This window comes from Agromyces sp. NPDC029043, from assembly GCF_055564615.1.
The window spans coordinates 708,052-731,149 of the sequence record NZ_JBVHVX010000001.1 but is presented as its reverse complement, the minus strand read 5'-3'; the positions used below and the strand labels follow the sequence as shown (position 1 = coordinate 731,149).

21 protein-coding genes are annotated in these 23,098 nt (G+C 71.0%); 13 read left to right on the top strand and 8 right to left on the bottom strand.

Annotation, left to right across the window (positions count from 1 at the left end):
• Nucleotides 1-155: 155 nt before the first annotated feature.
• The 5 genes from ACZ4TW_RS03530 (at nt 156) to ACZ4TW_RS03510 (ending at nt 3,474) form a co-directional block, all read left to right on the top strand.
• Complete coding sequence (locus ACZ4TW_RS03530; protein ID WP_465540169.1) at nt 156-977, top strand: alpha/beta fold hydrolase; 822 nt, start codon at nt 156-158, stop codon at nt 975-977.
• Nucleotides 974-2,425 carry a sensor domain-containing protein gene (locus tag ACZ4TW_RS03525; protein ID WP_465540168.1) on the top strand — a complete coding sequence of 484 codons (1,452 nt, stop codon included), beginning with the start codon at nt 974-976 and terminating at the stop codon, nt 2,423-2,425. The genes ACZ4TW_RS03530 and ACZ4TW_RS03525 overlap by 4 nt, the downstream gene beginning before the upstream one ends.
• Before the next feature lie 81 nt (nt 2,426-2,506).
• Nucleotides 2,507-2,815 carry a DUF7882 family protein gene (locus tag ACZ4TW_RS03520; protein WP_465540165.1) on the top strand — a complete coding sequence of 103 codons (309 nt, stop codon included), beginning with the start codon at nt 2,507-2,509 and terminating at the stop codon, nt 2,813-2,815.
• Nucleotides 2,816-2,843: 28 nt separating this feature from the next.
• Complete coding sequence (locus tag ACZ4TW_RS03515; RefSeq protein ID WP_465540163.1) at nt 2,844-3,158, top strand: DUF7882 family protein; 315 nt, start codon at nt 2,844-2,846, stop codon at nt 3,156-3,158.
• 43 nt (nt 3,159-3,201) lie between these two features.
• Nucleotides 3,202-3,474: a hypothetical protein gene (locus ACZ4TW_RS03510; RefSeq protein WP_465540162.1), complete on the top strand. Its 273-nt coding sequence runs from the start codon at nt 3,202-3,204 to the stop codon at nt 3,472-3,474.
• Here ACZ4TW_RS03510 and ACZ4TW_RS03505 read toward each other — a convergent pair.
• From ACZ4TW_RS03505 to dnaK, 5 genes are all read right to left on the bottom strand, one after another.
• A complete protein-coding gene (locus tag ACZ4TW_RS03505) occupies nt 3,459-4,241 on the bottom strand; it encodes an EAL domain-containing protein (protein ID WP_465540160.1) in 783 nt (260 codons plus the stop codon). The genes ACZ4TW_RS03510 and ACZ4TW_RS03505 overlap by 16 nt on opposite strands.
• Before the next feature lie 118 nt (nt 4,242-4,359).
• Complete coding sequence (locus ACZ4TW_RS03500) at nt 4,360-4,782, bottom strand: heat shock protein transcriptional repressor HspR (RefSeq protein ID WP_465540263.1); 423 nt, start codon at nt 4,780-4,782, stop codon at nt 4,360-4,362.
• A complete protein-coding gene (locus ACZ4TW_RS03495; protein WP_465540158.1) occupies nt 4,782-5,765 on the bottom strand; it encodes a DnaJ C-terminal domain-containing protein in 984 nt (327 codons plus the stop codon). Before ACZ4TW_RS03495 ends, ACZ4TW_RS03500 begins: the two co-directional genes overlap by 1 nt.
• Before the next feature lie 112 nt (nt 5,766-5,877).
• Complete coding sequence (locus ACZ4TW_RS03490) at nt 5,878-6,537, bottom strand: nucleotide exchange factor GrpE (RefSeq protein WP_465540156.1); 660 nt, start codon at nt 6,535-6,537, stop codon at nt 5,878-5,880.
• A gap of 2 nt (nt 6,538-6,539) precedes the next feature.
• Complete coding sequence (gene dnaK / locus ACZ4TW_RS03485) at nt 6,540-8,426, bottom strand: molecular chaperone DnaK (RefSeq protein ID WP_465540154.1); 1,887 nt, start codon at nt 8,424-8,426, stop codon at nt 6,540-6,542.
• A gap of 620 nt (nt 8,427-9,046) precedes the next feature.
• On the opposite strand from dnaK, the gene ACZ4TW_RS03480 reads away from it, so the two are divergent.
• The 4 genes from ACZ4TW_RS03480 to rlmN all read left to right on the top strand — a co-directional run bounded on the left by ACZ4TW_RS03480 (nt 9,047) and on the right by rlmN (nt 13,668).
• Nucleotides 9,047-9,760, top strand: a complete 714-nt coding sequence (locus tag ACZ4TW_RS03480; protein WP_465540152.1) for a hypothetical protein — start codon at nt 9,047-9,049, stop codon at nt 9,758-9,760.
• 171 nt (nt 9,761-9,931) lie between these two features.
• Nucleotides 9,932-11,461, top strand: a complete 1,530-nt coding sequence (locus ACZ4TW_RS03475) for a M1 family metallopeptidase (protein WP_465540150.1) — start codon at nt 9,932-9,934, stop codon at nt 11,459-11,461.
• An 86-nt stretch (nt 11,462-11,547) separates the two neighbouring features.
• Nucleotides 11,548-12,111, top strand: coding sequence for a hypothetical protein (locus tag ACZ4TW_RS03470; RefSeq protein WP_465540148.1), 564 nt, complete (start codon nt 11,548-11,550; stop codon nt 12,109-12,111).
• Nucleotides 12,112-12,354: 243 nt separating this feature from the next.
• Nucleotides 12,355-13,668, top strand: a complete 1,314-nt coding sequence (gene rlmN, locus ACZ4TW_RS03465) for a dual-specificity RNA methyltransferase RlmN (RefSeq protein ID WP_465540146.1) — start codon at nt 12,355-12,357, stop codon at nt 13,666-13,668.
• A 5-nt stretch (nt 13,669-13,673) separates the two neighbouring features.
• Here rlmN and ACZ4TW_RS03460 read toward each other — a convergent pair whose 3' ends face one another.
• On the bottom strand, nt 13,674-15,281 hold the full coding sequence (locus ACZ4TW_RS03460; RefSeq protein WP_465540145.1) for an MFS transporter: 1,608 nt from the start codon (nt 15,279-15,281) through the stop codon (nt 13,674-13,676).
• 282 nt (nt 15,282-15,563) lie between these two features.
• Here ACZ4TW_RS03460 and ACZ4TW_RS03455 point away from each other — a divergent pair, with 282 nt between their 5' ends.
• The 4 genes from ACZ4TW_RS03455 (at nt 15,564) to ACZ4TW_RS03440 (ending at nt 19,574) form a co-directional block, all read left to right on the top strand.
• Nucleotides 15,564-16,451 (top strand): serine protein kinase RIO, encoded by an 888-nt coding sequence (locus tag ACZ4TW_RS03455; RefSeq protein WP_465540143.1) that lies wholly within the window; start codon nt 15,564-15,566, stop codon nt 16,449-16,451.
• A gap of 170 nt (nt 16,452-16,621) precedes the next feature.
• Nucleotides 16,622-17,443 (top strand): endonuclease/exonuclease/phosphatase family protein, encoded by an 822-nt coding sequence (locus tag ACZ4TW_RS03450; protein ID WP_465540141.1) that lies wholly within the window; start codon nt 16,622-16,624, stop codon nt 17,441-17,443.
• Nucleotides 17,444-17,505: 62 nt separating this feature from the next.
• Nucleotides 17,506-18,084 carry a YceI family protein gene (locus ACZ4TW_RS03445; RefSeq protein ID WP_465540140.1) on the top strand — a complete coding sequence of 193 codons (579 nt, stop codon included), beginning with the start codon at nt 17,506-17,508 and terminating at the stop codon, nt 18,082-18,084.
• 56 nt (nt 18,085-18,140) lie between these two features.
• On the top strand, nt 18,141-19,574 hold the full coding sequence (locus ACZ4TW_RS03440; RefSeq protein WP_465540138.1) for an MFS transporter: 1,434 nt from the start codon (nt 18,141-18,143) through the stop codon (nt 19,572-19,574).
• Between the two features lie 90 nt (nt 19,575-19,664).
• Here the strand turns inward: ACZ4TW_RS03440 and ACZ4TW_RS03435 are convergent, their stop codons facing one another.
• Nucleotides 19,665-22,262: an ExeM/NucH family extracellular endonuclease gene (locus ACZ4TW_RS03435; RefSeq protein ID WP_465540136.1), complete on the bottom strand. Its 2,598-nt coding sequence runs from the start codon at nt 22,260-22,262 to the stop codon at nt 19,665-19,667.
• 160 nt (nt 22,263-22,422) lie between these two features.
• Nucleotides 22,423-23,046: a MarR family winged helix-turn-helix transcriptional regulator gene (locus tag ACZ4TW_RS03430; protein WP_465540135.1), complete on the bottom strand. Its 624-nt coding sequence runs from the start codon at nt 23,044-23,046 to the stop codon at nt 22,423-22,425.
• Between the last annotated feature and the right edge of the window lie 52 nt (nt 23,047-23,098).

The following is a 23,098-nucleotide window of genomic DNA, read 5'->3' as shown; positions in this document are numbered from 1 at the left end:
CCCGCATTTTTCATGCTCTGAACGCCCTCGTCAACCCCCCTTGACGCGGGGCCCCAGAATGGGACCGGCGCGGCATCCGAGATAGGTTCGAATCGGTCCGCCAAGGATCCCACGTCCTCCCCCACGACGCCGAATCCCCACGGACCAGGAGCCGCATGAGCCTCACCTCCCCCGATTCCCGGGTCGACGTGCTGCGACGCAACAACGTGACGGTGTCCGGCGACCCCGCCGGCCGGCCGATCCTGTTCGCACACGGCTTCGGCTGCAGCCAGGAGATGTGGCAGGCCGTCGCGCCGCGGTTCGAAGCCGATCACCGGGTCGTCCTGTTCGACGCCGTCGGCTCCGGCAGCTCCGATCCCGCCGCGTACGATCCGGCGAAGTACGACTCGCTCCACGGGTACGCCGACGACCTCCTCGAGATCCTCGAGTCGCTCGACCTGCACGACGTCGTCTTCGTCGGGCACTCCGTCGCGGCCATGGTGGGCGTGCTCGCCGCCAACGTCGACGCCTCGCGATTCGGGGCTCTCGTGCTGGTCGGGCCCTCGCCGCGGTACATCGACGACGACGGGTACACCGGGGGCTTCCGCCGCGAGGACATCGAGGGCCTGCTCGACGCGCTCGACGCCAACTACCTCGGATGGTCCGCGTCGATGGCACCGCTCATCATGGGCCACGCCGACCGCCCCGAGCTCGGAGCGCAGCTGACCGCGAGCTTCTGCAGCATCGACCCGCGCATCGCGAGCCAGTTCGCCCGGGTGACCTTCCTCTCCGACAATCGCCGCGACCTCGAGCAGGTGACGGTTCCCACGTTGGTGCTCCAATGCTCCGACGACGTGATCGCCCCCATCGCGGTGGGCCGGTACGTGCACGAGCACATCCCCGGAAGCCGTTTCTTGCAGCTCGCGGCCACGGGCCACTGCCCGAACGTGTCCGCGCCCGACGAGCTCGCCGACGAGATCGAGGCGTTCCTGCGATGACCATCCCATCGAGCCCGCCGCCCCTCGGAAGCGGCGAGGACGAACTCCACGAGTCGTACGCCGAGCTCTTCCACGGCGCCCCCTGCGGATACCTCACGACCACCCCCGACGGCGTCATCACGCGCGCGAACCGGACGCTCGCCGCCTGGACGGGACACTCCGAGGACGACCTCCTCTGCACGTCGTTCGTCGACCTGTTGACTCCGGCCGGGCAGCTCTTCTACGAAGCGCGATACGCCACCGTGCTCCGGCTGGCCGGCGAGGTCCGAGAGGTCTCGCTGTCGATCCGGTGCGCCGATGGCCGCGACCTGCCCGTGCTCGTCAACGCAGTCATCGTGCCCGAGCGGAACGGCCGTCCCGAGGAGGTCCGCACGGCGATCTTCGACGCGACGGAGCGTCAGGACTACGAGCGGCAGCTCCTCGTCGCGCGCCGACAGGCCGAGGCGTCCGAAGCCCGCGTCCGGGTTCTGCAGGACGCCTCGAGCGCCTTCGGCCTCGCGATGAACGCGCATGAGCTCGGCGAGGCCCTCATCTCCGCCGCCCGCACCGGCCTGCTCGCCGCCGGCGCCGCCGTCCTGTTCGAGGACGAACACGGCGGGCGGGAGCTGATCGCCGACGGCGTCCAGATCGATCCGCTCATCTCGGCCGGCCTCATGGACCTCACGGCGCAGGCCATCGAGGGCGACGAGGTCGTCACCGTGTCGAGCCTCGACCAGGCCGGAAGCATCCGACCCGACCTCGACGTCGCCCTGCAGGAGCAGCGGCTCGCGGCCCTCAGCATCGCCCCGCTGCGCGGCGACTCTGGAGCGCACGGGGTCGTCATCTGCTTCTACGGACGCGACCAGGTCTTCGATACCGAGACCCGTGGCATCCATGCGACGTTGGCGCGACAGGCGGCCCAGGTGCTGCGACGCGTGCGACTCCAGGAGGAACTGGCCCACCGGGCCCTGCACGACCAGCTCACGGGCTTGGCGAATCGCAAGCTCCTGGGCGAACGACTCGATGCGGCGCTGGCGGGCGCGCAGCGCGACCGACGTCCGCTCTCGCTCGTGTTCATCGACCTCGACGGCTTCAAGCCGATCAACGACGCACTCGGCCATCGGATCGGCGACCAGGTGCTCGTCGAGGTGGCCGACCGGCTGCGCCAGGTGGCGCGCGCGTCCGACGCCGTCGCCAGGTACGGCGGCGACGAGTTCGTCATCGTGTGCGAGAACGCCGATGCCGAGGCCGCCGGGGTCATCGCCGAGCGGTTCAGGTTCGAGGTGGGTCAGCCGTTGACCAGCGTCCCGCCGAGATACGCGGTCGCCGCGAGCATCGGCGTGGCGACCTGGATGCCCGACGACGGGCGGGATCCACCCGAAGTCGACCGATTGCTGCGGCTGGCCGACGAGGCGATGTACGCCTCGAAGCGGCAGGGTCGCGATCGCGTCACGTCGGTGACGGCGTAGCCGAACGCTGCGCGGGCCGATCGGCTCGTCCGATCGCGCCGCGTGGCGGCACCCGTTCCGTTCCCGAGGAAAGGAGGCGACATGGGAACACTGGAATACAACTCGAAGCTCACTGCGACGTTCGACGACCGGACGCTGGCGCACCTGCAGGTGGTGATCTGGTCCAAGCTGCGACGAGGCGAGCACTTCGCATTCACCTGGGTCGACGAGGAGGTGTCGCCGCCCCGGACCTCGGTCTGGTGCAGCCCCACCATCCCGATGACCTTCCAGTTCGACCAGGCCGAGCCGTCGGAGCTGAACCCGCAGTGGGTGGATGTTCTGACGAAGGCGGCGAACTCGGCCGGCGGGCTGCGACTGGTCGCCGAGCCGGTCGCCGCACCGGCACGATGACCTCGAAACGGACAGGAGGAGGAACGCTATGGGAATGCTGACCTACGGACCGCGGATCTCGGAGTTCGAGATCGAGGATCGCACGCTCGCACACCTGCAGTTCGTCATCGCGGCGAAGCTGCAGCGCGGTGAGCAGTTCATGTTCACCTGGAGTCACGGGATGGAGCGCGGCAGCGGCCGGAGCGCCATCTGGATCAGCCCCTCGGCGCAGGTCCACTTCCGATTCAGCGGCAATCGCCCGCCGAAGCTCAACCGCGCATGGCTCGAGATCCTGATGGACAGCGCCAACAGCCGAGCCGGGCTGCACTGGATGCCGGAACCCACGGAAGCGGTTCCAGCGTGACGAGTCGAGACGCACGACGGACACGAGAGAACGGAGCCTCCCTGTGAAGATCCACCGACTGACGGTCGATGGCAAGGACTACTTCCTGCCCGACCCGATCGACGAGTTGCGCGCGCAGATCCTCGCCGCGGTGCAGAGCGGCGGAGGGTACGTCACCATCCCGCCCCTCAGGGGTGGGCCCGGGATCGACATCCTCTTCTCACCGGGCATGCCGGTGACATGGGCGCAGCTCGACATCGGCGAGGCCGGCGGGTCGGCGTCGGGCGACGGGCACGACGCCGACGAGACGTTCGAGGACCCCTACAGCTCGCTCTGAGCCGGACCGCCCGCCTCCGCCCGGAGGCGGGCGGTCATCCGTTCGGGCGCGGTCGGCCGACCGAAGAGGAATCCCTGTGCGCGATCGAAGCCGAGCTTCCGCACGGCCTCCCACTGCCGCTCGGTCTCCACGCCCTCGGCGACCGCGCGCAGGCCACGCTCGCGGGCGAAGCGCACCAGGCGAGCGGCGACGCGCTCGTCGTCCGGGAGCCGCTCGATCACCGACCGGTCCACCTTCAGCTCGGTGATCGGCAGGGCACCCGTACGGAACTCGGCCTCCTCGAGGGTGCGCACGTCGTCGAGGGACACCCCGATGCCGTGCGCGCGCACCCGATCGAGCGTGCCGCGGGCCGTCGCCGGCGAGGGCCGCGATTCCGTGAGTTCCAGGGTCAGCAGGCGTGCGAGGTGGCCGGCGCGCATGAGCCGGTCGAGCACCCGCTCGGCGAACCGCGGCTGCTCGAGCTGGACGGCGGCGACATTCACGGCCACTTCGAGCGGTCGGCCCGAACCGGCCAGCTCGGCGCCGTACCGGCACGCCGCTTGGATCATGGCGTCGCCGACGGTGTCCATCGACCGGGTCTCCTCGGCCATCGGGATGAAGTGCTGCGGTCCGAGCACCCCGCGCTCCGGATGGCGCCACCGGCTCAGGGCCTCGACGGCCACGGTGCGGCCATCCTGCGCGTCGACCTGCGCCTGGTACTCGGCGATGATCTCGCCGCGCGCTGCGGCACGGCGCAGCTCACGCAACCCGCGCTGATCTCCGTGCACGTCATCCTCCCCCGGCCCGATGGGCCAGTGGCCATTGTGCGCGCGATGGCCGCTTTCGGTCAAAAGGAGGACAAGAGGGCACCGGGTCCGTATAATCTCGCGTCGCCGACCGCGGGGCTCACCCGCGCTCGAGCGGACGCCACACGACGAGCGCGTTCTCGCGACGCACGCGCGTGCCGGCGCGCAGCGAGACGACCTCGCCCTCGCTGCCGGCCGCGAACACGCGGCGTCCGGGGCGATTGAGCATCTCGTCGGCGAGCGCGCGCTCGAGCTCGCGTACGCGTGCGCGGAGCTCGGTCACCTCGTTCTCGAGGCCGAGCACCCGGCGGATGCCCTCGAGGCTCACGCCTTCGCTGGAGAGCTGCTGGATCTCGCGGAGCTGGGCGACATCCCGCATCGTGTAGCGTCGCGACTTGCCGGCCGTGCGCTTCGGCGAGACCAGGCCCATGCGGTCGTACTGGCGGAGCGTCTGCGGGTGCATCCCGGCGAGCTCGGCCGCGACCGAGATCACGAACAGTGGGCTCTCGCCGTCGACGTGCATCACGCGCCTCGAGCCTTGGCGAGCAGGTCGTCGCGCGGGTTCTCGGCGGGCAGTTGCGAGGCGAACTCGCGCAGCTTCTCCTCGGCCTCCTTCGAGAGGTGCGACGGAACCGCCACCTGCACGACCGCGAGGAGGTCGCCCGTGCCCTTCGAGGACGACACGCCGCGGCCCTTGACGCGCAGCACGCGCCCGCTCGGCGTACCGGGCGCGACGCGCAGCTTGACGGGCTCGCCGCCGAGCGTGGGGACCTGGATGGTCGCGCCGAGGGCGGCCTCGGCGAACGTGACGGGCACGTTGACGCGGAGGTTGAGCCCGTCGCGCTCGAACACCGGGTGCTTGCGCACCTTCACCGTGAGCACGATGTCACCGGCCTCGCCGCCGTCGGGCGAGGGATGGCCCTTGCCGCGCAGGCGGATCTTCTGGCCGTCGGCGACGCCCGCGGGCACGTTCACGGTGATCTCGCGACCCTCGGACGTCTGCAGCGTGATCCGGTCGCCCTTGGTCGCGGTGACGAAGTCGAGCGTGGTCGTCGCGGTCACGTCGCGCCCCTTGGTCGGCCCGCCGAAGCCGCGGTAGCCGCCCGTGGGCTGCCCGAACCGGCCACCGCCGAACAGGCCGCCGAGCAGGTCGTCGTACTGCCCGCCCTGCTGGTACGTGTAGCGCGTGCCGCCCGGCCCGCCGAACATGCCGCCGAAGACGTCCTCGAACCCGCCCCCACCACCGCCGGGCGCGGTGAAGCGAGCGCCGCCGCCCATGGCGCGGACCGCGTCGTACTCCTTCCGCTCCTCCGGGTCGGCGAGCACCGAGTGGGCCTCGCTGATCTCCTTGAACTTCGCCTCGGACGCGGCGTCGCCGGGGTTCTGGTCGGGGTGGTACTTGCGCGCGAGCTTGCGGTAGGCCTTCTTGATGTCGGCGTCGCTCGCGTCCTTGGAGACGCCGAGGATCGCGTAGAAGTCCTTGTCGAACCAATCCTGGCTGGCCATCGGCGCCTCCTTCCTGCTGAATCTAGTGCGGTCCGTCCGGTGGTCGAGTAGGGCCGACGGCCTGTACCATGACCCGCGCTACTCGACCACCGGCGGGTGGTGACGGATGCCGCTACGCCGGCGTCTTGACGACGACCTTCGCCGCTCGCAGCAGCGTGCCGCCGAGCGTGTAGCCCGTCTCGACGACATCGGCGACGGTGTCGGTCTCGACCTCGTCGGAGTGCTGCTGGAAGATCGCCTCGTGGCGCTGCGGGTCGAACGGCTCGCCGACCTCGCCGAAGGGCACGAGTCCGAGCTTCTCGACGGCCCCCCGGAGCTTCGCCGCGATCGTCGCGAATGGGGCGTCGCCCTCGAGGTCGCCGTGCTTCTCGGCCCGGTCGAGGTCGTCGAGCACGGGCAGCAGCACGGCCACCGCCGCGCCGACCGCGCGCTCGCGCTCGACCTCGCGATTCGCCTCGGTGCGCTTGCGGTAGTTCGCGTACTCGGCGGTGACGCGCTTGAGGTCGGCGAGGTGCTCGTCGCTCGGCTCCTGGACCTCGGCCTGGGCCGCGTTCAGGATGTCGTCGACGGTGAGCACCTCCTCGTCGGCGTCGGCCTCGGCGACGGCGTCGGTCGACGCGGATGCCGCGGCATCCGTCGCCTCGGGCGCCGCCTCGGGGGCGGGCTGCTCACCCGCCCCCTCGGTCGGCTTCCGAACCTCGCCGGTCTCGGGGTCGATGCGCCGCTTGTCGCGGATCACCGGCTCCTCGTGGTTCTGGTTCTCATCCGACATGATTACTTCTTCTCGTCCTCGTCGTCGATGACCTCGGCGTCGACCACGTCCTCATCGGAGGACGACGCGCCCTCGGCGCCCGACGCGTTCGCGTCCTCTCCGGGGTTGGCGCCTGCCGTGGCATCCGCCGTCTGGCTCTGACCCTGGGCGTAGATCGCCTCGCCGAGCTTGCCCTGCGACTGGTTGAGCTTGTCGAACGCCGACTTCACCGCGTCGTCGTCGTCGCCCGCGAGAGCGGTCTTCAGCGCGTCGACGTCGCCCTGCACCTCGTTCTTGACGTCGGCCGGGAGCTTCTCGTCGTTCTCCTTGATCAGCTTCTCGATCGAGTACACGAGCTGCTCGGCCTGGTTGCGGGTCTCGGCCGACTCGCGGCGCTTCTTGTCTTCCGCCGCGTGCTCCTCGGCGTCGCGCACCATCCGCTCGATGTCGTCCTTCGGCAGGCTCGAGCCGCCCGTGATCGTCATCGACTGCTCCTTGCCGGTGCCCTTGTCGCGGGCCGACACGTGCACGATGCCGTTCGCGTCGATGTCGAAGGTGACCTCGATCTGCGGGATGCCGCGGGGCGCCGGGGCGATGCCGGTCAGCTCGAACGTGCCGAGCGGCTTGTTGTCGCGAGTGAACTCGCGCTCGCCCTGGAACACCTGGATCGCGACCGACGGCTGGTTGTCGTCGGCGGTCGTGAAGGTCTCGCTGCGCTTGGTCGGGATGGCCGTGTTGCGCTCGATGAGCTTGGTCATGATGCCGCCCTTGGTCTCGATGCCGAGGCTCAGGGGGGTGACGTCGATGAGCAGCACGTCCTTGCGCTCGCCCTTGAGGACGCCCGCCTGCAGGGCGGCGCCCACGGCGACGACCTCGTCGGGGTTCACGCCCTTGTTGGGCTCCTTGCCGCCCGTCTCCTGCTTGACGAGCTCGGAGACGGCCGGCATGCGCGTCGAGCCGCCGACGAGCACGACGTGCGCGATGTCGGACACCTTGATGCCCGCCTCGCGGATGACGTCCTCGAAGGGCTTCTTGGTGCGGTCGAGCAGGTCGGAGGTCATGTTCTCGAACTGGGCGCGCGTGAGCGTCTCGTCGAGGTTGGCCGGGCCCGACTCGGTGAGCGAGAGGTAGGGCAGCTGGATGCTCGTCGACATGCTCGACGAGAGCTCCTTCTTGGCCTGCTCGGCGGCCTCCTTCAGGCGCTGGAGGGCGATCTTGTCCTTGGAGACGTCGACCCCCGTCGTGTCCTTGAAGCGCTTGATGAGGTGGTCGACGATCCGCTGGTCCCAGTCGTCGCCGCCCAGGCGGTTGTCGCCCGCGGTCGCGCGGACCTGGATGGTCGAGAAGTCGTCGTCCTTGCCCACCTCGAGGAGTGAGACGTCGAACGTGCCGCCGCCGAGGTCGAAGACGAGGATCAGCTCGTCCTCCTTGCCCTTGTCGAGGCCGTACGCCAGCGCGGCCGCGGTGGGCTCGTTGATGATGCGCAGGACGTTCAGGCCCGCGATCTCGCCGGCCTCCTTGGTCGCCTGGCGCTCGGCGTCGTTGAAGTACGCGGGCACGGTGATGACCGCGTCGGTCACGGTGTCGCCGAGGTACTGCTCGGCGTCGCGCTTGAGCTTCTGCAGGATGCGGGCCGAGATCTCCTGCGCCGTGTACTGCTTGCCGTCGATCTCGCGCTTCCAGTCGGTGCCCATGTGGCGCTTGACCGACGCGATGGTGCGGTCGACGTTGGTCACCGCCTGGCGCTTGGCGGTCTCGCCGACGAGCACCTCGCCGTCCTTCGTGAACGCGACCACCGACGGGGTGGTGCGGAAGCCCTCGGCGTTCGCGATGACGACGGGCTCGCCGCCCTCGAGGACGCTGACGACCGAGTTGGTGGTGCCGAGGTCGATTCCGACTGCACGTGACATGTGTGATTCTCCTTCTGCCAGGAGGTTCGCGGATGCCGCTCCCGGCGATCGGTCCGGCGGTTCCCGCCCGCGACCGAAGTTCATGGCGGCCGGAACTTGAGTCCCGGCCGCTCAAGTGTCCCAATCCGCCGTGACGGGTGTCAAGTCGGCGAGGCAGAACTTGAGTGCACTCGACTCAACTCACGGCGGGCTCTCAGCATTCCCGGTTCACACCCTGCTCCTCATTTCCGTGACCCTTGCCTGCCCTCTCCGCCCTCCCCCTTCGCCGAGTTGCCACTTTCGCCGGGTGCCAGAGCCCGGGACACCGCGAATCCGGCAACTCGATCCGGGGTGGGTTCAGCTGACTCGTCCTCCACACGTCGGCGAACGGGGCGTATGTCGATCTCGAGGCACTCGTGGCGCGGGGTTGGCGGCGCCGCGACGCACGATCTCGAACATGCGCGCGACACCCCTGCCGCCCCGGCTCGCCGGCCGCCCGTTCCGCACTGCCCGAGCCCTGAAGCTCGGGGTCACGCGCGGACGGGCTCGGCGCGTCGGACCTCGACGCTCCGTTTCGGGGCGTTCGGTTGCCGGCAGGCCCCGCGACCGTGTTCGACCTGTGTGGCGCATACGCGCAGCGGATGCCTCGAAGGCACGTCTTCAGCCACGCGACCGCCGCACGGCTGTGGGGACTGCCGCTTCCCGACGAGGTCCTGCTACCGCTCCACGTCTCGGCGCCGGCGCCGCTGAGGCAACCGCGCGTGGTCGGCGTGATCGGTCATCGGCTGGGCAAGGGCATCGGCGTCGCCCGCACGAGCGGACTTCCGGTCGTGGCGGCGCCCGATGCCTGGTGCCAGCTCGCGACCAGCCTGTCGCACGACGACCTCGTCGCGGCGGGCGACCGTCTCGTGGGTTGGCCGAAGCCCCTCACCACTCTCGAGGCGATCGACGCCGCGATCGAACGATTCGGTTCACGGCGAGGCGTGATCCGCCTTCGGGCGGCACGAGCCGACCTCAGGCCCGGGTCCGCGTCGCGCCGGGAGACCCGGCTCCGACTGCGCGTGCTCCGTGCGGGGTTCCCCAAGCCCGAGCTCAACACGCCCATCGAGCTCGCCGGAGGCCGCACGACGCCCGGCGACCTCGTCTTCCGGCAGTACCGTGTGCTGCTCGAGTACGACGGCGAGCAGCACCGTGACGACGACGCGCAGTTCCATCGTGACGTCGAGCGGCTCAACGACCTCGCCGCCGCCGGATGGATCGTGGTCCGCGTCGGCCGGATGCTGCCCCTGCCGCGGGCGCTCGATCAGCTCGAGCGCGCACTGCGGGCGAGGGGGTGGGGTGGCATCCGCTCGTGACGAACGAGGTGCCGGTTCCGCCGGGTCGACGAGCGCCATACCCGGCGGAATGGGCAACTCGGCCCGGGGCGGAGCGAAGACGCAGGATTCGTGCGCGGATCAGCGCTTCGCGGTCTTCCGTGATCACGTGCGCCCGCCGTAGGGTTCAGCCACCGGCGTGAGAGGGAGACCATGATCCGCAATAGGACGAGGGTGATCGGCGGCGCGACCGCCATGGTGGTGGCGCTCGGCGCACTGGGTGCGTCGGCCGCGTCGGCGGCCCCGGGCGGAAAGGGTCCCGATGATGCCGGGCCGCGCTACACCGCGGGCGCGGCGGGCGTCGGGGACGCGTACTTCCCGTTCGCCGGCAACGGCGGCTACGACGTGCAGCACTACGACCTCGACATCACCTACACCCCGCCCGCGCCTGCGCCTGCGCCACTCCAGGGTCAGTTCACGAGCGTCGCGACGATCGACCTCGTCGCGACCCAGGATCTCGACCGGTTCAACCTCGACCTGCGGGGCATGGATGTCTCGTCTCTGACGGTGAACGGCAAGCCGGCCGCCGAGGTCGCACCGCCCGCAGCCGGCGTCGAGGTCGAGGGCGCCGCGTACTGGCAGGTGCAGGATGACGCGGCGCGCGTCTGGGAGCTCACGGTCCAGCCGCGACCCAAGATCAAGGCGGGCGACGCCGTGCAGGTGGTCGTCGAGTACGGCGGCGCGACGACCAGGCCGCGGGACATCGAGGGCTTCCTCTACGGCTGGGTGACCACGCGGGATGGCGCGCTGGTCGCGAGCGAGCCCGAGGGCTCGATGACCTGGTACCCGGTCAGCGACCACCAGACCGACAAGGCGACCTACTCGTTCGAGATCACGGTGCCCGAAGGCAAGGTCGCAGTCGCGAACGGCATCCCGGCCGGCGCCCCGGTCAGCGAGGGCGGCTGGACCACGTGGTTCTGGGACGCGCCCGATCAGCAGGCGAGCTACCTGACGACGGCGTCGGTCGGCGACTTCGACCTTCGATCGGCGTACTCCTCGACCAGTGGGGTGCCGATCCTCGACGCGGTCGACACGAAGCTCACCGCAGCGCGACTCGCCACGACGAACGCGAGCCTCGCTCGGCAGGTGGCCATGATCGACTTCTTCGAGTCGACGTTCGGACCATACCCGTTCGTGGCGTACGGCTCGATCGTCGACAACGACAGCGTCGGCTACGCACTCGAGACGCAGACTCGCCCGGTCTACTCGGGTCAGGCCGTGGAGGGTACCGTCGCGCACGAGCTGGCCCATCAGTGGTTCGGCAACGCCGTGAGCCCCGAGCGGTGGCAGGACATCTGGCTCAACGAGGGCTGGGCGACCTACGCCACCTGGCTGTGGAACGAGCAGCGAGACATCCGCACCGCTCAGGAGGCCTTCGACGAGGTGGTTTCGATCCCGGCCGACGACGAGTTCTGGGAGACCCCCATCGGCGATCCCGGACCGCTCGGGCTCTTCCTCGACCCCGTCTACGATCGCGGCGCCGCCACGCTGCACGCACTGCGGCTCGAGGTCGGCGACGAGGCGTTCTTCGACGCGACGCGCCTGTGGCTGGAGCGGCACAACGACTCGACAGGGTCGGCCGATGACTTCCAGGCGGTGTTCGAAGAGGTGTCGGGAGCGGATCTCGAGGAGTTCTTCGAAGTCTGGCTGGGCGAAGGGAAGCCGGGCCCCGACTGGATCTGATGCTGACGCCGCAATGATCGGCGGTCCCCGGCGTGCCGTTGCCGCGATGCGGCGGCACGCCGGAGGGCCCGCGTTAGCGTTCCCCCATGACCCGACGAACCCTGCGCCGCAACGCTGCGGCGACCCCGCTCCTGATCGCGCTCGCGCTCGGTCTCTCCGCCTGCACTGCAGGCGCCCCCGCGCCATCCGACACCGCCGAACCGAGCCCGTCGCCCCCCGCCTCGGCGTCCGAGACGCCGAATGCAGGCCCGAGCCAGGCGCCCGCCATCGGGGCGACCTGCGACACCCTCCTGACACCCGAGGCCTACGCCAAGCTCGAGGCCGACGGTCTCGAGCCCACGCCGTTCACGCCGTTCGACCCGATCGAGGTGCGGATCGCCGACGCGGGCGGGCTCACCTGCTCGTGGGGCCGGCCGCAGACCGATCTCGTCGTCGCCGTCGCCCAGGCGCCGATCGGTCCCGACGAGGCGGCCTGGACCGACGCGCTCGCCGAGGGCGGCTACACCCGCACCGACGACCCGGTGCCGGGCGCTTACGCGGGCCAGCCCGACGCCGCGAACGGGATCACGCCGACGGCGATCGTCGCCGGCGGCACCATCACGTTCGTCAGCGTGCCGGCCTACGCCGGGTGGGTCCGCCCCGTCAGCTGACCGGGTCCGATCCGAGGTGCCAGTTCCGCCGGGTGGACGAGAGACGACTCCGGCGGAAGCGGCAACTCGGCGAGATGTGCAGCAGCGCCCTCGACCGCCCGGAGCATCGAGATGCCACTTCCGCCGGGTGGACGAGAGCCGAGTCCGGCGGAAGCGGCAACTCGGCCAGAATGGGCGGCGCACCCAGGGCTGGGCGCCGGGCATCCAGCGGATGCTCGGGCGCCCGCGCGTACCCTAGGGGACATGCCGATCGATGCGCCCGAGACTCCCGCACGCCCCGCGGAGACTGCGGGGACGCCGAACGGCGGCGCGGTGCGCGAGACGCGCGCGAGCGACATCCGCTCGACGAAGCCCCGACAGGTGCGGCCGAAGACCGAGGGATGGCAGCAGCAGAAGGGCCCCGACGGGCGCCCGCTGCTCCAGTTCGCGTCGCCCAAGCGCGGCAAGCCACCGGCGCACCTCGCCGATCTCGCGCCCGAGGAGTGGAAGGCGAGGGCCGAGGAGCTCGGCGTGCCCGCGTTCCGGCTCAAGCAGGTCGCGCGCCACTGGTTCACGCGTTGGACCAGCGACCCCGCCGAGATGACCGACCTCCCGGCCTCCGGCCGTGAGGTGCTCGTCGCCGGGCTGCTGCCGCCCCTGCTGACCGAGGTGCGCCGCCTCGAGACCGACCGCGGCGACACCATCAAGTTCCTCTGGAAGCTGCACGACGGCGCGCTGGTCGAGTCGGTGCTCATGCGCTACCCCGGCCGCATCACGCTGTGCGTGTCGAGCCAGGCCGGCTGCGGCATGAACTGCCCGTTCTGCGCGACCGGGCAGGCGGGCCTCACGCGCAACATGTCGGCCGCCGAGATCCTCGCTCAGGTCGTCGAGGCGAACCGCGTCATCGCGTCGGGCGCCCTGCACGGCAAGCGCGCCGACGACGGCACGCCCGAACGCGTCTCGAACATCGTGTTCATGGGCATGGGCGAGCCGCTCGCGAACTACGCCCGCCTCATGCGCGCCGTGCGCACCATGGCCGCGCCCGCACCGAACGGCCTCGGCATGTCGGCGCGCAACATCACCGTCTCGACGGTCGGCCTCGTGCCCGCCATCCGCAAGCTCGCCGACGAGCACGTGCCGGTCACGTTCGCGCTCAGCCTGCACGCACCCGACGACGGCCTGCGCGACGAGCTCATCCCGGTGAACTCGCGCTGGAAGGTCGACGAGGCGCTCGACGCCGCGCGCGAGTACTTCGAGAAGACCGGTCGCCGCGTCTCGATCGAGTACGCGCTCATCAAGGACATGAACGACCACGGATGGCGCGCCGACCTGCTCGCCGAGAAGCTCAACGAGCGCGGCCACGGTTGGGTGCACGTCAACCCGATCCCGCTGAATCCGACGCCCGGCTCCATCTGGACCGCGTCTGAACTCGACGTGCAGCAGGAGTTCGTGCGGCGCCTCACGGCCGCGGGCATCCCCACCACCATCCGCGATACGCGAGGCAAGGAGATCGACGGCGCCTGCGGGCAGCTCGTCGCGACCGAGGAGGACGAGGCGGTCGCCGCCGCCACGCCCTGAGCGAGCTATCCCCCGAGCACGCCCTCGGCGGCCGCCGACGGCTTCGGATCGGGCAGGCGTCGCATCCGCAGCGCATTGAGCAGCCCGAGCAGCCCGGCCAGGATCGGGATGCCGAGCGCGACCTGCAGGGCGATCGGCCGCGACTCGGTGTTGATCGCGATGATCTCCTCCTGCACCGCGGCCGGCTCGTCGGCGAGGAGCTCCTCGAGCCCCGTGTTCGACATCAGCTCGGCGTCCTCCTCGAGGACCGACGCCACCTGCTGCTGCTCCTCGGGTGAGAGCACGGTGCTCGCGTCGGCCTTCGCGGTGAACGTGAACGCGAGCGTGGCGAGCATGATCGCACCGGCGAAGGCGAGGCCGAACGACAGGCCGAACGAGCCGGCCGCCGAGTTCACGCCCGCCGCCTCGCTCACGCGCTCGTCGGAGATCGGCGACAGCGTGTAGTTGTTGAGCTGCGAGACGAGCAGGCCGAGCCCGGATCCCGAGATCACGAGCGGGATCGTCAGCCACCAGCCGGAGTCCGCGCGGGGGACGATCGGGACCAGCACGACGAGCCCAGCCAGGAGCAGGATGAATCCCCAGAGGATCACGTTGGCCGGCCGGCCGAGCCCTCGCCGCCCGGCGAGCAGCGCCACCACGAACATGGTGAGCGAGAGGGGGGCGATCGAGAGGCCCGCCCAGAGCGCGTTGTACTCGAGCACGAGCTGCAGGTAGAGCGGCAGCACGATCATCGTGCCGCCGAGGGCGACCTGCTGCAGCAGTTGCCCGCTTACGCCGGCGCGGAACAGCCTCGACTCGAAGAGCGCCGGATCGATGAGCGTGGCGCGGCGGCGCTGCTTCCGGCTGCGCAGCCACCAGACGAGTCCGGCCATGGCGATCGCCCCGATGCCGATGATGAGGCCGACCCATTCGCCGCCCTCCTGCCAGACGAGGATGCCGAGCACGATCCCGCCCATGCCGACGACCGACAGCGCCGCGCCCACCCAGTCCACCGCGCGCGAGCCCGTGTACGGCACGTCCTTCACCAGGCGGATGCCGGACAGCACGATCGCGATGATCACGGCCTCGAGGAGGAACCCGACCCGCCACGACAGGAAGGTGGTGATGAACCCGCCGATGAGGGGGCCGACCGCGGCGGCGATCGCGGCCGACGCACCGACGAGCGCGTACACCCGCTTCTGGTGGGCGCCCGCGAAGTTGCCGTGGATGAGCGACTGCATCGACGGCAGCAGGAGCGAGGCGCCGATGCCGCCGATGATCGCCCAGAAGACGATGATGGCCGTCAGGCCCTGCGCGAGCGTCATCGCGATCGCGCCGATCGCGTACCCGAGCAGGCCCAGGACGTACGCGAGCTTGCGTCCGATCAGGTCGCCGGTCTTGCCGCCGATGAGGATGAACGCGGCCGAGACCAGCGCCTCGAGCGCGATCGCGCCCTGCACCCCGCTGGCGGTCGTGTCGAGGTCGCGCACGACGGCCGAGATCGAGACGTTCATGATCGACGTGTCGACGACGAGCACGAACATCGCCATCGCGAGCAGGATGGCGAGCCTCCTGTTGAACGCGCCGCTCTCGGGGGCCGCGGCCGCATCGGGCCCTGGCGTTGAGGTTGCCATGGCGCCCATCCGAGCATGCGGGCCGCCGCGGACCGGGGACCAAAGGCCCCTGCCGGCTCTTTACGGATGGCGTGGCGCGGGCGTATGCTCGTGCGCGGCCGCGGCTCCGCGGCATCCGTCGCCCAGCATGGCGACCAGCACCCGCGTCGAGCGGGCCGAGACCGGAAGGAGTGAGCGATGACCACCGTCCTTGTCGCGCGTATCGCAGACACCCTTCCCTGCGAGGCCGCCCGCTAGCAACGCTCCGGTGGCCTCCACGATCTCGGAGACACCACCGTGAACATGCTGTCGTCACTCGACGATTCCGCCGCGCACCGCGCGGCATCCGCTGCGCCGTTCGGCGCGGCACTCGATTCCCTCGCCTTCGCCGACGTCGAGCCCGGCGACGGCCAACGCTGGTCGACGTGGCCGGCGACCCAGCCCGGCGAGCGCGGGCCGGAGCCCCGGCCCGGCTGGCTCGTCACCTCCGCCGCCGCGATCGACACCGAGCTGGGAATCGTGAAGACCGGCAAGGAGGCCGACCTGTGGCTCATCGAGCGGGCCGTGCCGGGTGCGCCCGCCGACGTGCCGGGCAACTCGGCGCTGCTCGCCGCGAAGCGCTACCGCGGGGCCGACCATCGGATGTTCCACCGCTCGGCGATCTACACCGAGGGCCGCGGCACCCGCCGCAGCCGCGACGTGCGTGCCGTGCAGCGCTCGTCGACGTACGGCCGTGAGGTCGCGCGCACCGAGTGGGCGTACGCGGAGTTCGCCGCGCTCAGCCGCCTGACGGAGCTCGGCGCGCCCGTGCCGTATCCCGTGCAGGTGAGCGAGACCGAGGTGCTCATGGAGTTCGTCGGCGAGGGCCGGACCGCGGCGCCGCGTCTGGCTCAGGTCCGTGCGACGCGCGGGGAACTCCGCGACCTGTTCCACCAGGTCATGGACCTCATGCGCACGCTCGCGCACGCCGGGCTGGCGCACGGCGACCTCTCGCCGTACAACCTGCTCGTGCATCGCGGACAGGTGGTCGCGATCGACCTGCCGCAGGTCGTCGACGTGGTCGCGAACCCGAACGGGTTCGACCTGCTGCACCGCGACTGCGTCAACGTGTGCGACTGGTTCACCCGGCAGCGCCTCGAGTGCGACGCCGAGGCGCTGTTCGCCGAGCTCGTCGGCGACGTCTACCGGTGATCGGGGCCGAGGGGGGGGGGGGGGGGGGGGGGCGGCCCCCACCCCCCCCCCCCCCCCCCCCCCCCCCCCCCCCCCCCCCCCCCCCCCCCCTCCCCGCCCCCCCCCCCCCCCCCCCCCCCCCCCCCCCAAGGCCCTCCCGGCCGCTCACGCCCGCACCTACGCTGCGGCACATGCGGCTCGTCACCTGGAACGTGCTCTGGCGGTTCGCGCCCGATTGGCGGGCGCGAGAACGCGGCATCCTCGCGACCCTCGACGACCTCGACCCCGACGTCGTCGGCCTGCAGGAGTGCTGGGCCGACGCGCACGAGACGCAGGCCGACCGCGTCGCCGAGCGTCTCGGAGGGTACGCGGCGTTCGCCGGGCCGTCGCTCCCGCCGGTTCCGGAGCCGCCCGAGCACGCCGACCAGGCCGGCGTGCGGATGGGCGTCGGACTGGTCTCCCGCTGGCCGCTGACCCGGCTCGTCGAGCACGCGCTGCCCGTGAGCCACCGGCAGGTGGCACCGGTCGCCCTCGAAGCGGAGGTCGCACACCCGGGGACGCCCTTCCGCGTCATCGTCGCCGCGACCGAGTGGGAGCCCGCGTTCGCCGACGACCACCTGGCGCAGACGACGCGGCTCGCCGAGTTGCTCGCTGCGCCCGGCCGACCGACGTTGCCGTCGTTCCTCCTCGGCGACCTCAACTGCGACGTCACGCAGCCCGAGTTCGCACCGCTCGGCGCGGTGGCCGTCGACACGTGGGCGGCCGGCGGCGGTGCGACCGACGCCGTCACGCTCAGCTCCGACGTGCCCTTCGCCCCGCTCGAGGCGGTGAAGGAGATCGATCGCCGCATCGACCACGTGCTGATCCGTCGCGGCGACGACGTGGCGGTGGACGCCGTCGCGATCCGAACCGCGCCGGTGCAGGGGCTCTATCCGTCCGACCACTTCCCCGTCGTGGTCGACGTGCGCCTGCAGATGCCGCGGCCCGCCGGACCGCGGCATCCGGCGCCGTGAGCATCCGACCAGCCCGCGGATGAGAGACTGGGGAAGTTCGTGCAACGACCTGTGGGGAGATCATGACCGACAACCGACCCGACCTGAGCGGCGACTGGGACCTCGACCCGGCGCACACTCGCATCGGCTTCTCGGCGAAGCACGCCATGGTGGCGAACGTCCGGGGCGCCTTCAACGACGTGACCGGCAGCCTGCACGTCGACTTCGACGACCCGGCGAAGTCCACCGCCGAGATCGTGCTCAAGGTCGCGAGCATCGACACCCGCAACGCCCAGCGCGACGAGCACCTTCGCAGCGCCGACTTCTTCCACGCCGAGAAGTGGCCCGACATCGTGTTCCGCAGCAACCGCATCGAGGAGGTCGGCGAGAACGCCCTCGTGGTGTCGGGCGACCTGACGATCCGCGACATCACGAAGCCGATCACCATCCCGATCGAGTTCACCGGCGCACAGGTCGACGCCTTCGGGGCGCTCCGGGCCGGGTTCGAGGGCACGCGACGCATCGACCGCCGCGAGTACGGCCTCGAGTGGAACATGGCGCTCGACTCGGGCGGATGGCTCGTCTCGGAGAAGATCACCCTCGAGTTCGAGATCTCGGCCGTCAAGCGCGACGCCGACGCCGACGCCTCACAGGCCGCCTGACGGGGCCGCGGCGCGCCGTCACCGACCGTTCACCGCTCGTCGCCAGACTGCGTCCCATGACCGACCCCCTCACCCCGCCGGCGCCGGCGCCCGATCACCACGACCACACCGCGGTCGAGCCGCTCACCGGGCTCGAGCTGCAGGGCGAGCGACCGATCCCGCGCAAGCAGGTGTGGTCGTGGGCGCTGTGGGACTGGGCGACGCAGCCGTTCAACTCGGTCATCACGACGTTCGTGTTCTCGGTGTACATCACGAGCACGCTCTTCCTGCCTCCCGAGCTCGTCGACGCGCCGGCCGAGGATCCCGCGGTCGAGCGTGCGCTCGCCGACCTCTCGAGCTGGCTGGGTCTCGCGGTCGGCCTCGGCGGCATCCTCATCGCGCTGCTCGCGCCGGTGCTCGGCCAGCGCGCCGATGCCACGGGCCGCCGCAAGTTCTGGCTCGCGCTCGCGACCGGCGGTGTGATCCTCAGCATGGCGATGATGTTCTTCGTCGAGGCCGAGGCGCAGTTCTTCTGGCTGGGGGCCGGGCTGCTCGCGGCCGGCACGGTCTTCGGCGAGATCGCCGGCGTGAACTACAACGCGATGCTCGTGCAGGTCTCGACGCCGCGCACGGTGGGACGCGTGAGCGGCCTCGGCTGGGGCTTCGGGTACCTCGGCGGCATCGTGGTGCTCGCGCTGGTGGTGGTGGCCCAGCTCAGCGGATGGTTCGGGCTGCCGACCGAGGACGGCCTCAACATCCGGCTGGTCGCCCTCTTCTGCGCGGTGTGGACGCTCGTGTTCTCGCTGCCGATCTTCCTCAACGTGCCCGAAGCGCCGCCCGCACCCGGGCGCGAGCGCGTGGGGTTCTTCCGCTCCTACGTCGTGCTGGTGAAGGACGTCGCGCGGCTCTGGCGCGAGTCGCGGCCGACCTTCTGGTTCCTCCTCGCGAGCGCGGTCTACCGCGACGGCCTCGCCGGTGTCTTCACGTTCGGAGCGGTCATCGCGAGCATCACCTTCGGCTTCTCGTTCAACGAGGTCGTGATCTTCGGCGTCGCCGCGAACGTGGTCGCTGGTGTCTCGACGATCCTCTCGGGCCGGCTCGACGACCGGTTCGGGCCGCGGGCCGTGATCCTCGCGACCCTCGGCGGGCTCGTCGTCTCGGCGGTGGTGGTGTTCGTCGCGCACGACGCGGGCAAGACGGTCTTCTGGGTCTTCGGCCTGTTCCTCTCGGCCCTCGTCGGCCCGGCGCAGGCCGCGAGCCGATCGTTCCTCGCCCGGGTCACGCCGGCCGGCCGCGAGGGTGAGATCTTCGGCCTCTACGCGACCACCGGCCGAGCCGCCAGCTTCCTGGCCCCGCTCGCGTGGGCGGGCTTCATCGCGGCGTTCGGGGCGCAGTACTGGGGCATCCTGGGCATCGCGCTCATCCTCGCCGCCGGCTTCGTCATGATGCTGTTCGTGCGCGTGCCGAAGCGGGTCACGGATGCCGCGTCCGCGTCCGCCGCGGCCGAGTAGCCGCCCGCCCGGCTCGCGGTCCGCCCGCACAGACGACGGCGCGCCGCCCCCGAACGGGAGCGGCGCGTCGTCTTCTGGGGGCGCTGCCGGTCAGGGCAGCACGCGGATGGTCACGACCTCGGTCGTGGCGTTGCCGTAGGGATCGGTCGCCTCGAAGGTGACCGTGTAGACGGCGCCCTGGCGGGCGAGGATCTCGACCGCGGTGTCCGAGACCTCTCGGATGTCGGCCTTGTGGCCCTCGGCGGTGACGTCGATGATCTCGACCTCGACCTCTCCCGAGCCGTCGGTGGCGTCGACGTCGAACGTGACCGTCTTCCACTGCGCGTTCGGCGGGAACACCGTGTCGGGCTCGGCCGTCACCCCGAGCTCTGGGGCGAGGAAGTCGAAGCCGACGATGACCGGGTCATGGTCGCTCGAACGGTAGGGGTCGGGTGCCCAGAGCGCGTCCTGCGCGGGCTGCTTGAACTGCATCGTGTAGTCGAGCAGGTCGGGCTCGTCGGCGTTGATCGCCCAGTCGGCGGCACCCGTGACCTTCGGCAGGAGGGCCGGGCCGGCGAGCGCGTAGTCGAGGTAGCCGAGCTGGCCGTCGAACACGTACGAGTAGGCCTCCTCACCCTGCTCCCGCAGCAGCAGGTCGGTGTAGCCGGCTTCGACGAACACGTCGATCGGGTCCTCCTTGTCGTACGAGTTCAGGTCGCCGATGATGAGCTCGCGGCCGGGCTCGGCGCCGGTCGGGCCGGTGGCGAGCCAGTCGACCATCGCCTCAGCGGCGGCCGTGCGCGTGAGGTTGCAGTTTCCCTGGCCGTCACCCGTGTCGGGATCGCCGGCGCACGCCGAGCCCTTCGACTTGAGGTGGTTCACCACGACGGTGACCTCCTCGCCGGTCTCGACGTCGGCGAAGGTCTGCGCGAGCGCGGGCCGGTTCGCGTCATCGTCGAAGCGGGGGTCCACCGACGAGTCCAGCACCGCGAAGTCGCCCACCGGCGTCACCGCGGACGGCTTGTAGATCAGCGCCGTCGTGATGACGTCGGTACCGAGCACACCCGTGGAGATGAAGTCGTAGGTGCCGGCGCCGACCACGTCGTTGAGCGCCTGGACGAGGGTGGCGACGGCGATGTCGCCGTTGTTCTCGATCTCGATCAGGCCGAAGACGTCGGCGTCGATCGCGGCGAGCGCGGCGACGATCTTCGCCTCCTGCCGGTCGAACTCCTCCTGCGTGATCGCTCCGCGCGAGCCGAGCGTCGTGAAGTAGTTGAGCACGTTGAAGCTCGCGACGGTGAAGTCACCGCCGACCTCGGGCACGTCGGGCCGCTCGTTGACCGATTCGTAGTCGGCGCCCTGGGTCGGCTGGATCCGCCAGAGGCCGAACGCGAAGTCCAGCACGCCCGTGACGTTCGTCACGAGGTCGCCGCCTCGGAAGGTGTGCTCGAGCGTGAACTCCTCGCCGTCGGGGTGGATGGCCGGATCCGGGTTCTGCGTGCTCCGGCCGTCATCGACCGTGATGCGGTTCGCCGCGTTCTCGGCCGCGAGCTCGACGGCCCCGGGCGAGCCCGGGTCGAAGATCGCGGTCGGCTGGTACTGCCGCTCGGTGCCGAGCACGATCTCGCCGAAGCGGTCGTAGTTGAAGTACTCGAGGATGGTGAGGGTATCCGGCATCGTCACGTACATGCCCTCGAGCGACTCGTAGCGCACCGCATCGATCGGCAGCTCGAGTTCGGCCGCCGCCGGCGGCTCGAGGCCGTCGGGGCATACCTCCGCGTCGATCGCCGTGATGCGGGTCAGGCCGTTGCTCTCGCCGGCCGTGCCGACGACGTGGACGGTGTCACCCACCGCCACCGCTTCTGCGGAGAGGATGAAGACGCCGTCGGAGGTCGCGGAGTCGCCATCGCCCGCGTCCTGCAGGAAGTAGCCGCCGAGTCCGCCGGTGCCCTGGAAGTCGCCGACCACGACGCCCTCGACCCGAACGGTCTGGCCCGGCACCGGCGTCGACGCGCCGCTGCCCTGCACCGAGCCGATCGTCACGATCTCGGCGTCGCAGTCCGCCACCGGCGTCGGGTTCGGCTGCGCACCGCAGGTCGAGACGTGTGCCCCGAGACCGTCGAACGTGTCGGTCGCGAACCCGACCCAGCCGACCGACGGGTCGAACGCGTCGCTCGGGTTCGTGTCGCCCTCGCAGGAGTCCGCGGCGCGGCGGAGCGTGTTATCGGCGGTCGAGGTGAGCCCGGTGCCCCATTCGGTGCCGGGGTCGACTCCGACCTGGCCGAACGAGTCCACCACTGTCGCCGTCGCCCCGCCCTTGGTCAGGGTGAGGGCGTCGTCGCCGTTGAACAGTCCGGCTCCGCTGGTCTGGTCGGCCTGCGCGAGGATGGTCGCGTTCGCCGACGAATGCGCGAGCACCCACACCTCACCGCTCGGCACCGTCCCCGTGAGGTTGATGGTGACGCCGACGGTGGCGCTGCCGTTGGAGTACTGGCGGATGGCGTAGCCCCCGGCCCCGAGGTCGATGGTGCTCCCCGTGGGGTTGTAGAGCTCGATGGCCTTGTTGTTCGACGTGCCCTCGACATACTCGCTGATGACGAGGTCGGTCGGCGCAGCTTGGGCGACCGTGACCGGAACCGCGGCGAGCCCGATGGCCAGCAGCGAAGCGGTCGCCACGGCGATGGCCGGACGACGTAGGGGACGTTTCATCGGGGCTCCTCACGCACTCCGGCGTGGGCCACCGTGACCCCCCGGACGGGCGTCAGCATAGGCACGCTCGGGACGCCGGGGGAAGGGTCGTCACACGACGTTCACGCGATGCACGCAAATGTGCAGCATGACCCCGGGCTCCTGCTCAGATGAGCAGCAGTCAACTCCGATCCCTCCGCAGCCCGTCGACGAACCGGGCGAGCAGCGCGGCGAACTGCTCGCGCTCTTCGGCCGAGAAGCCGTCGAGCGCCGCTTCGATCGCGCGGCGCCGACTCGACGTGGCACCTCGGACGGCCGCGCGGCCCTCGTCGGTGAGCCGGATGCGCGTGCGCCGGGCGTCGTCGGGGTCGGCCTCCCGCACGACCAGCCCCTCGTGCACGGCCGCCTGGACGAGGCGACTCGCGCGCGGCTGATCCACCCCGATCGCGGCCGCGAGCTCGGTGACCGACATCGGCCGGTCGGCGCGTTCGAGCGTCGCCAGCAATCGGAAGCGCGCGATGGGCCCGACGCGGAAGTCCCATGCTCCCCGCGGCCCGCGGCGCGACCACGGCGGCGCTCCGGCCTCGCCGTGCGACCCGGAAGACCAGGGCGGGCCGCCCATGGGGCCCGGACCCCGGTTCGCGTGACCGCGCGATCGCTCGGCGTGGTCGTGCGGGCCCTCGTGCTCATGGGGGCCGTGCGCGTGCGGGCCGCCGTGGGGGCGCCCCCGGCGGAGGGCGCCGAGCGACTGCTCGATGCGGTCGACCGGGTCGCGCTCAGCTGGGCCGGACGGCGAATCGGTCATGCCCTCATAGTACATGTCACTTGACATGCATTCGGTTTGCATGTCATGCTGC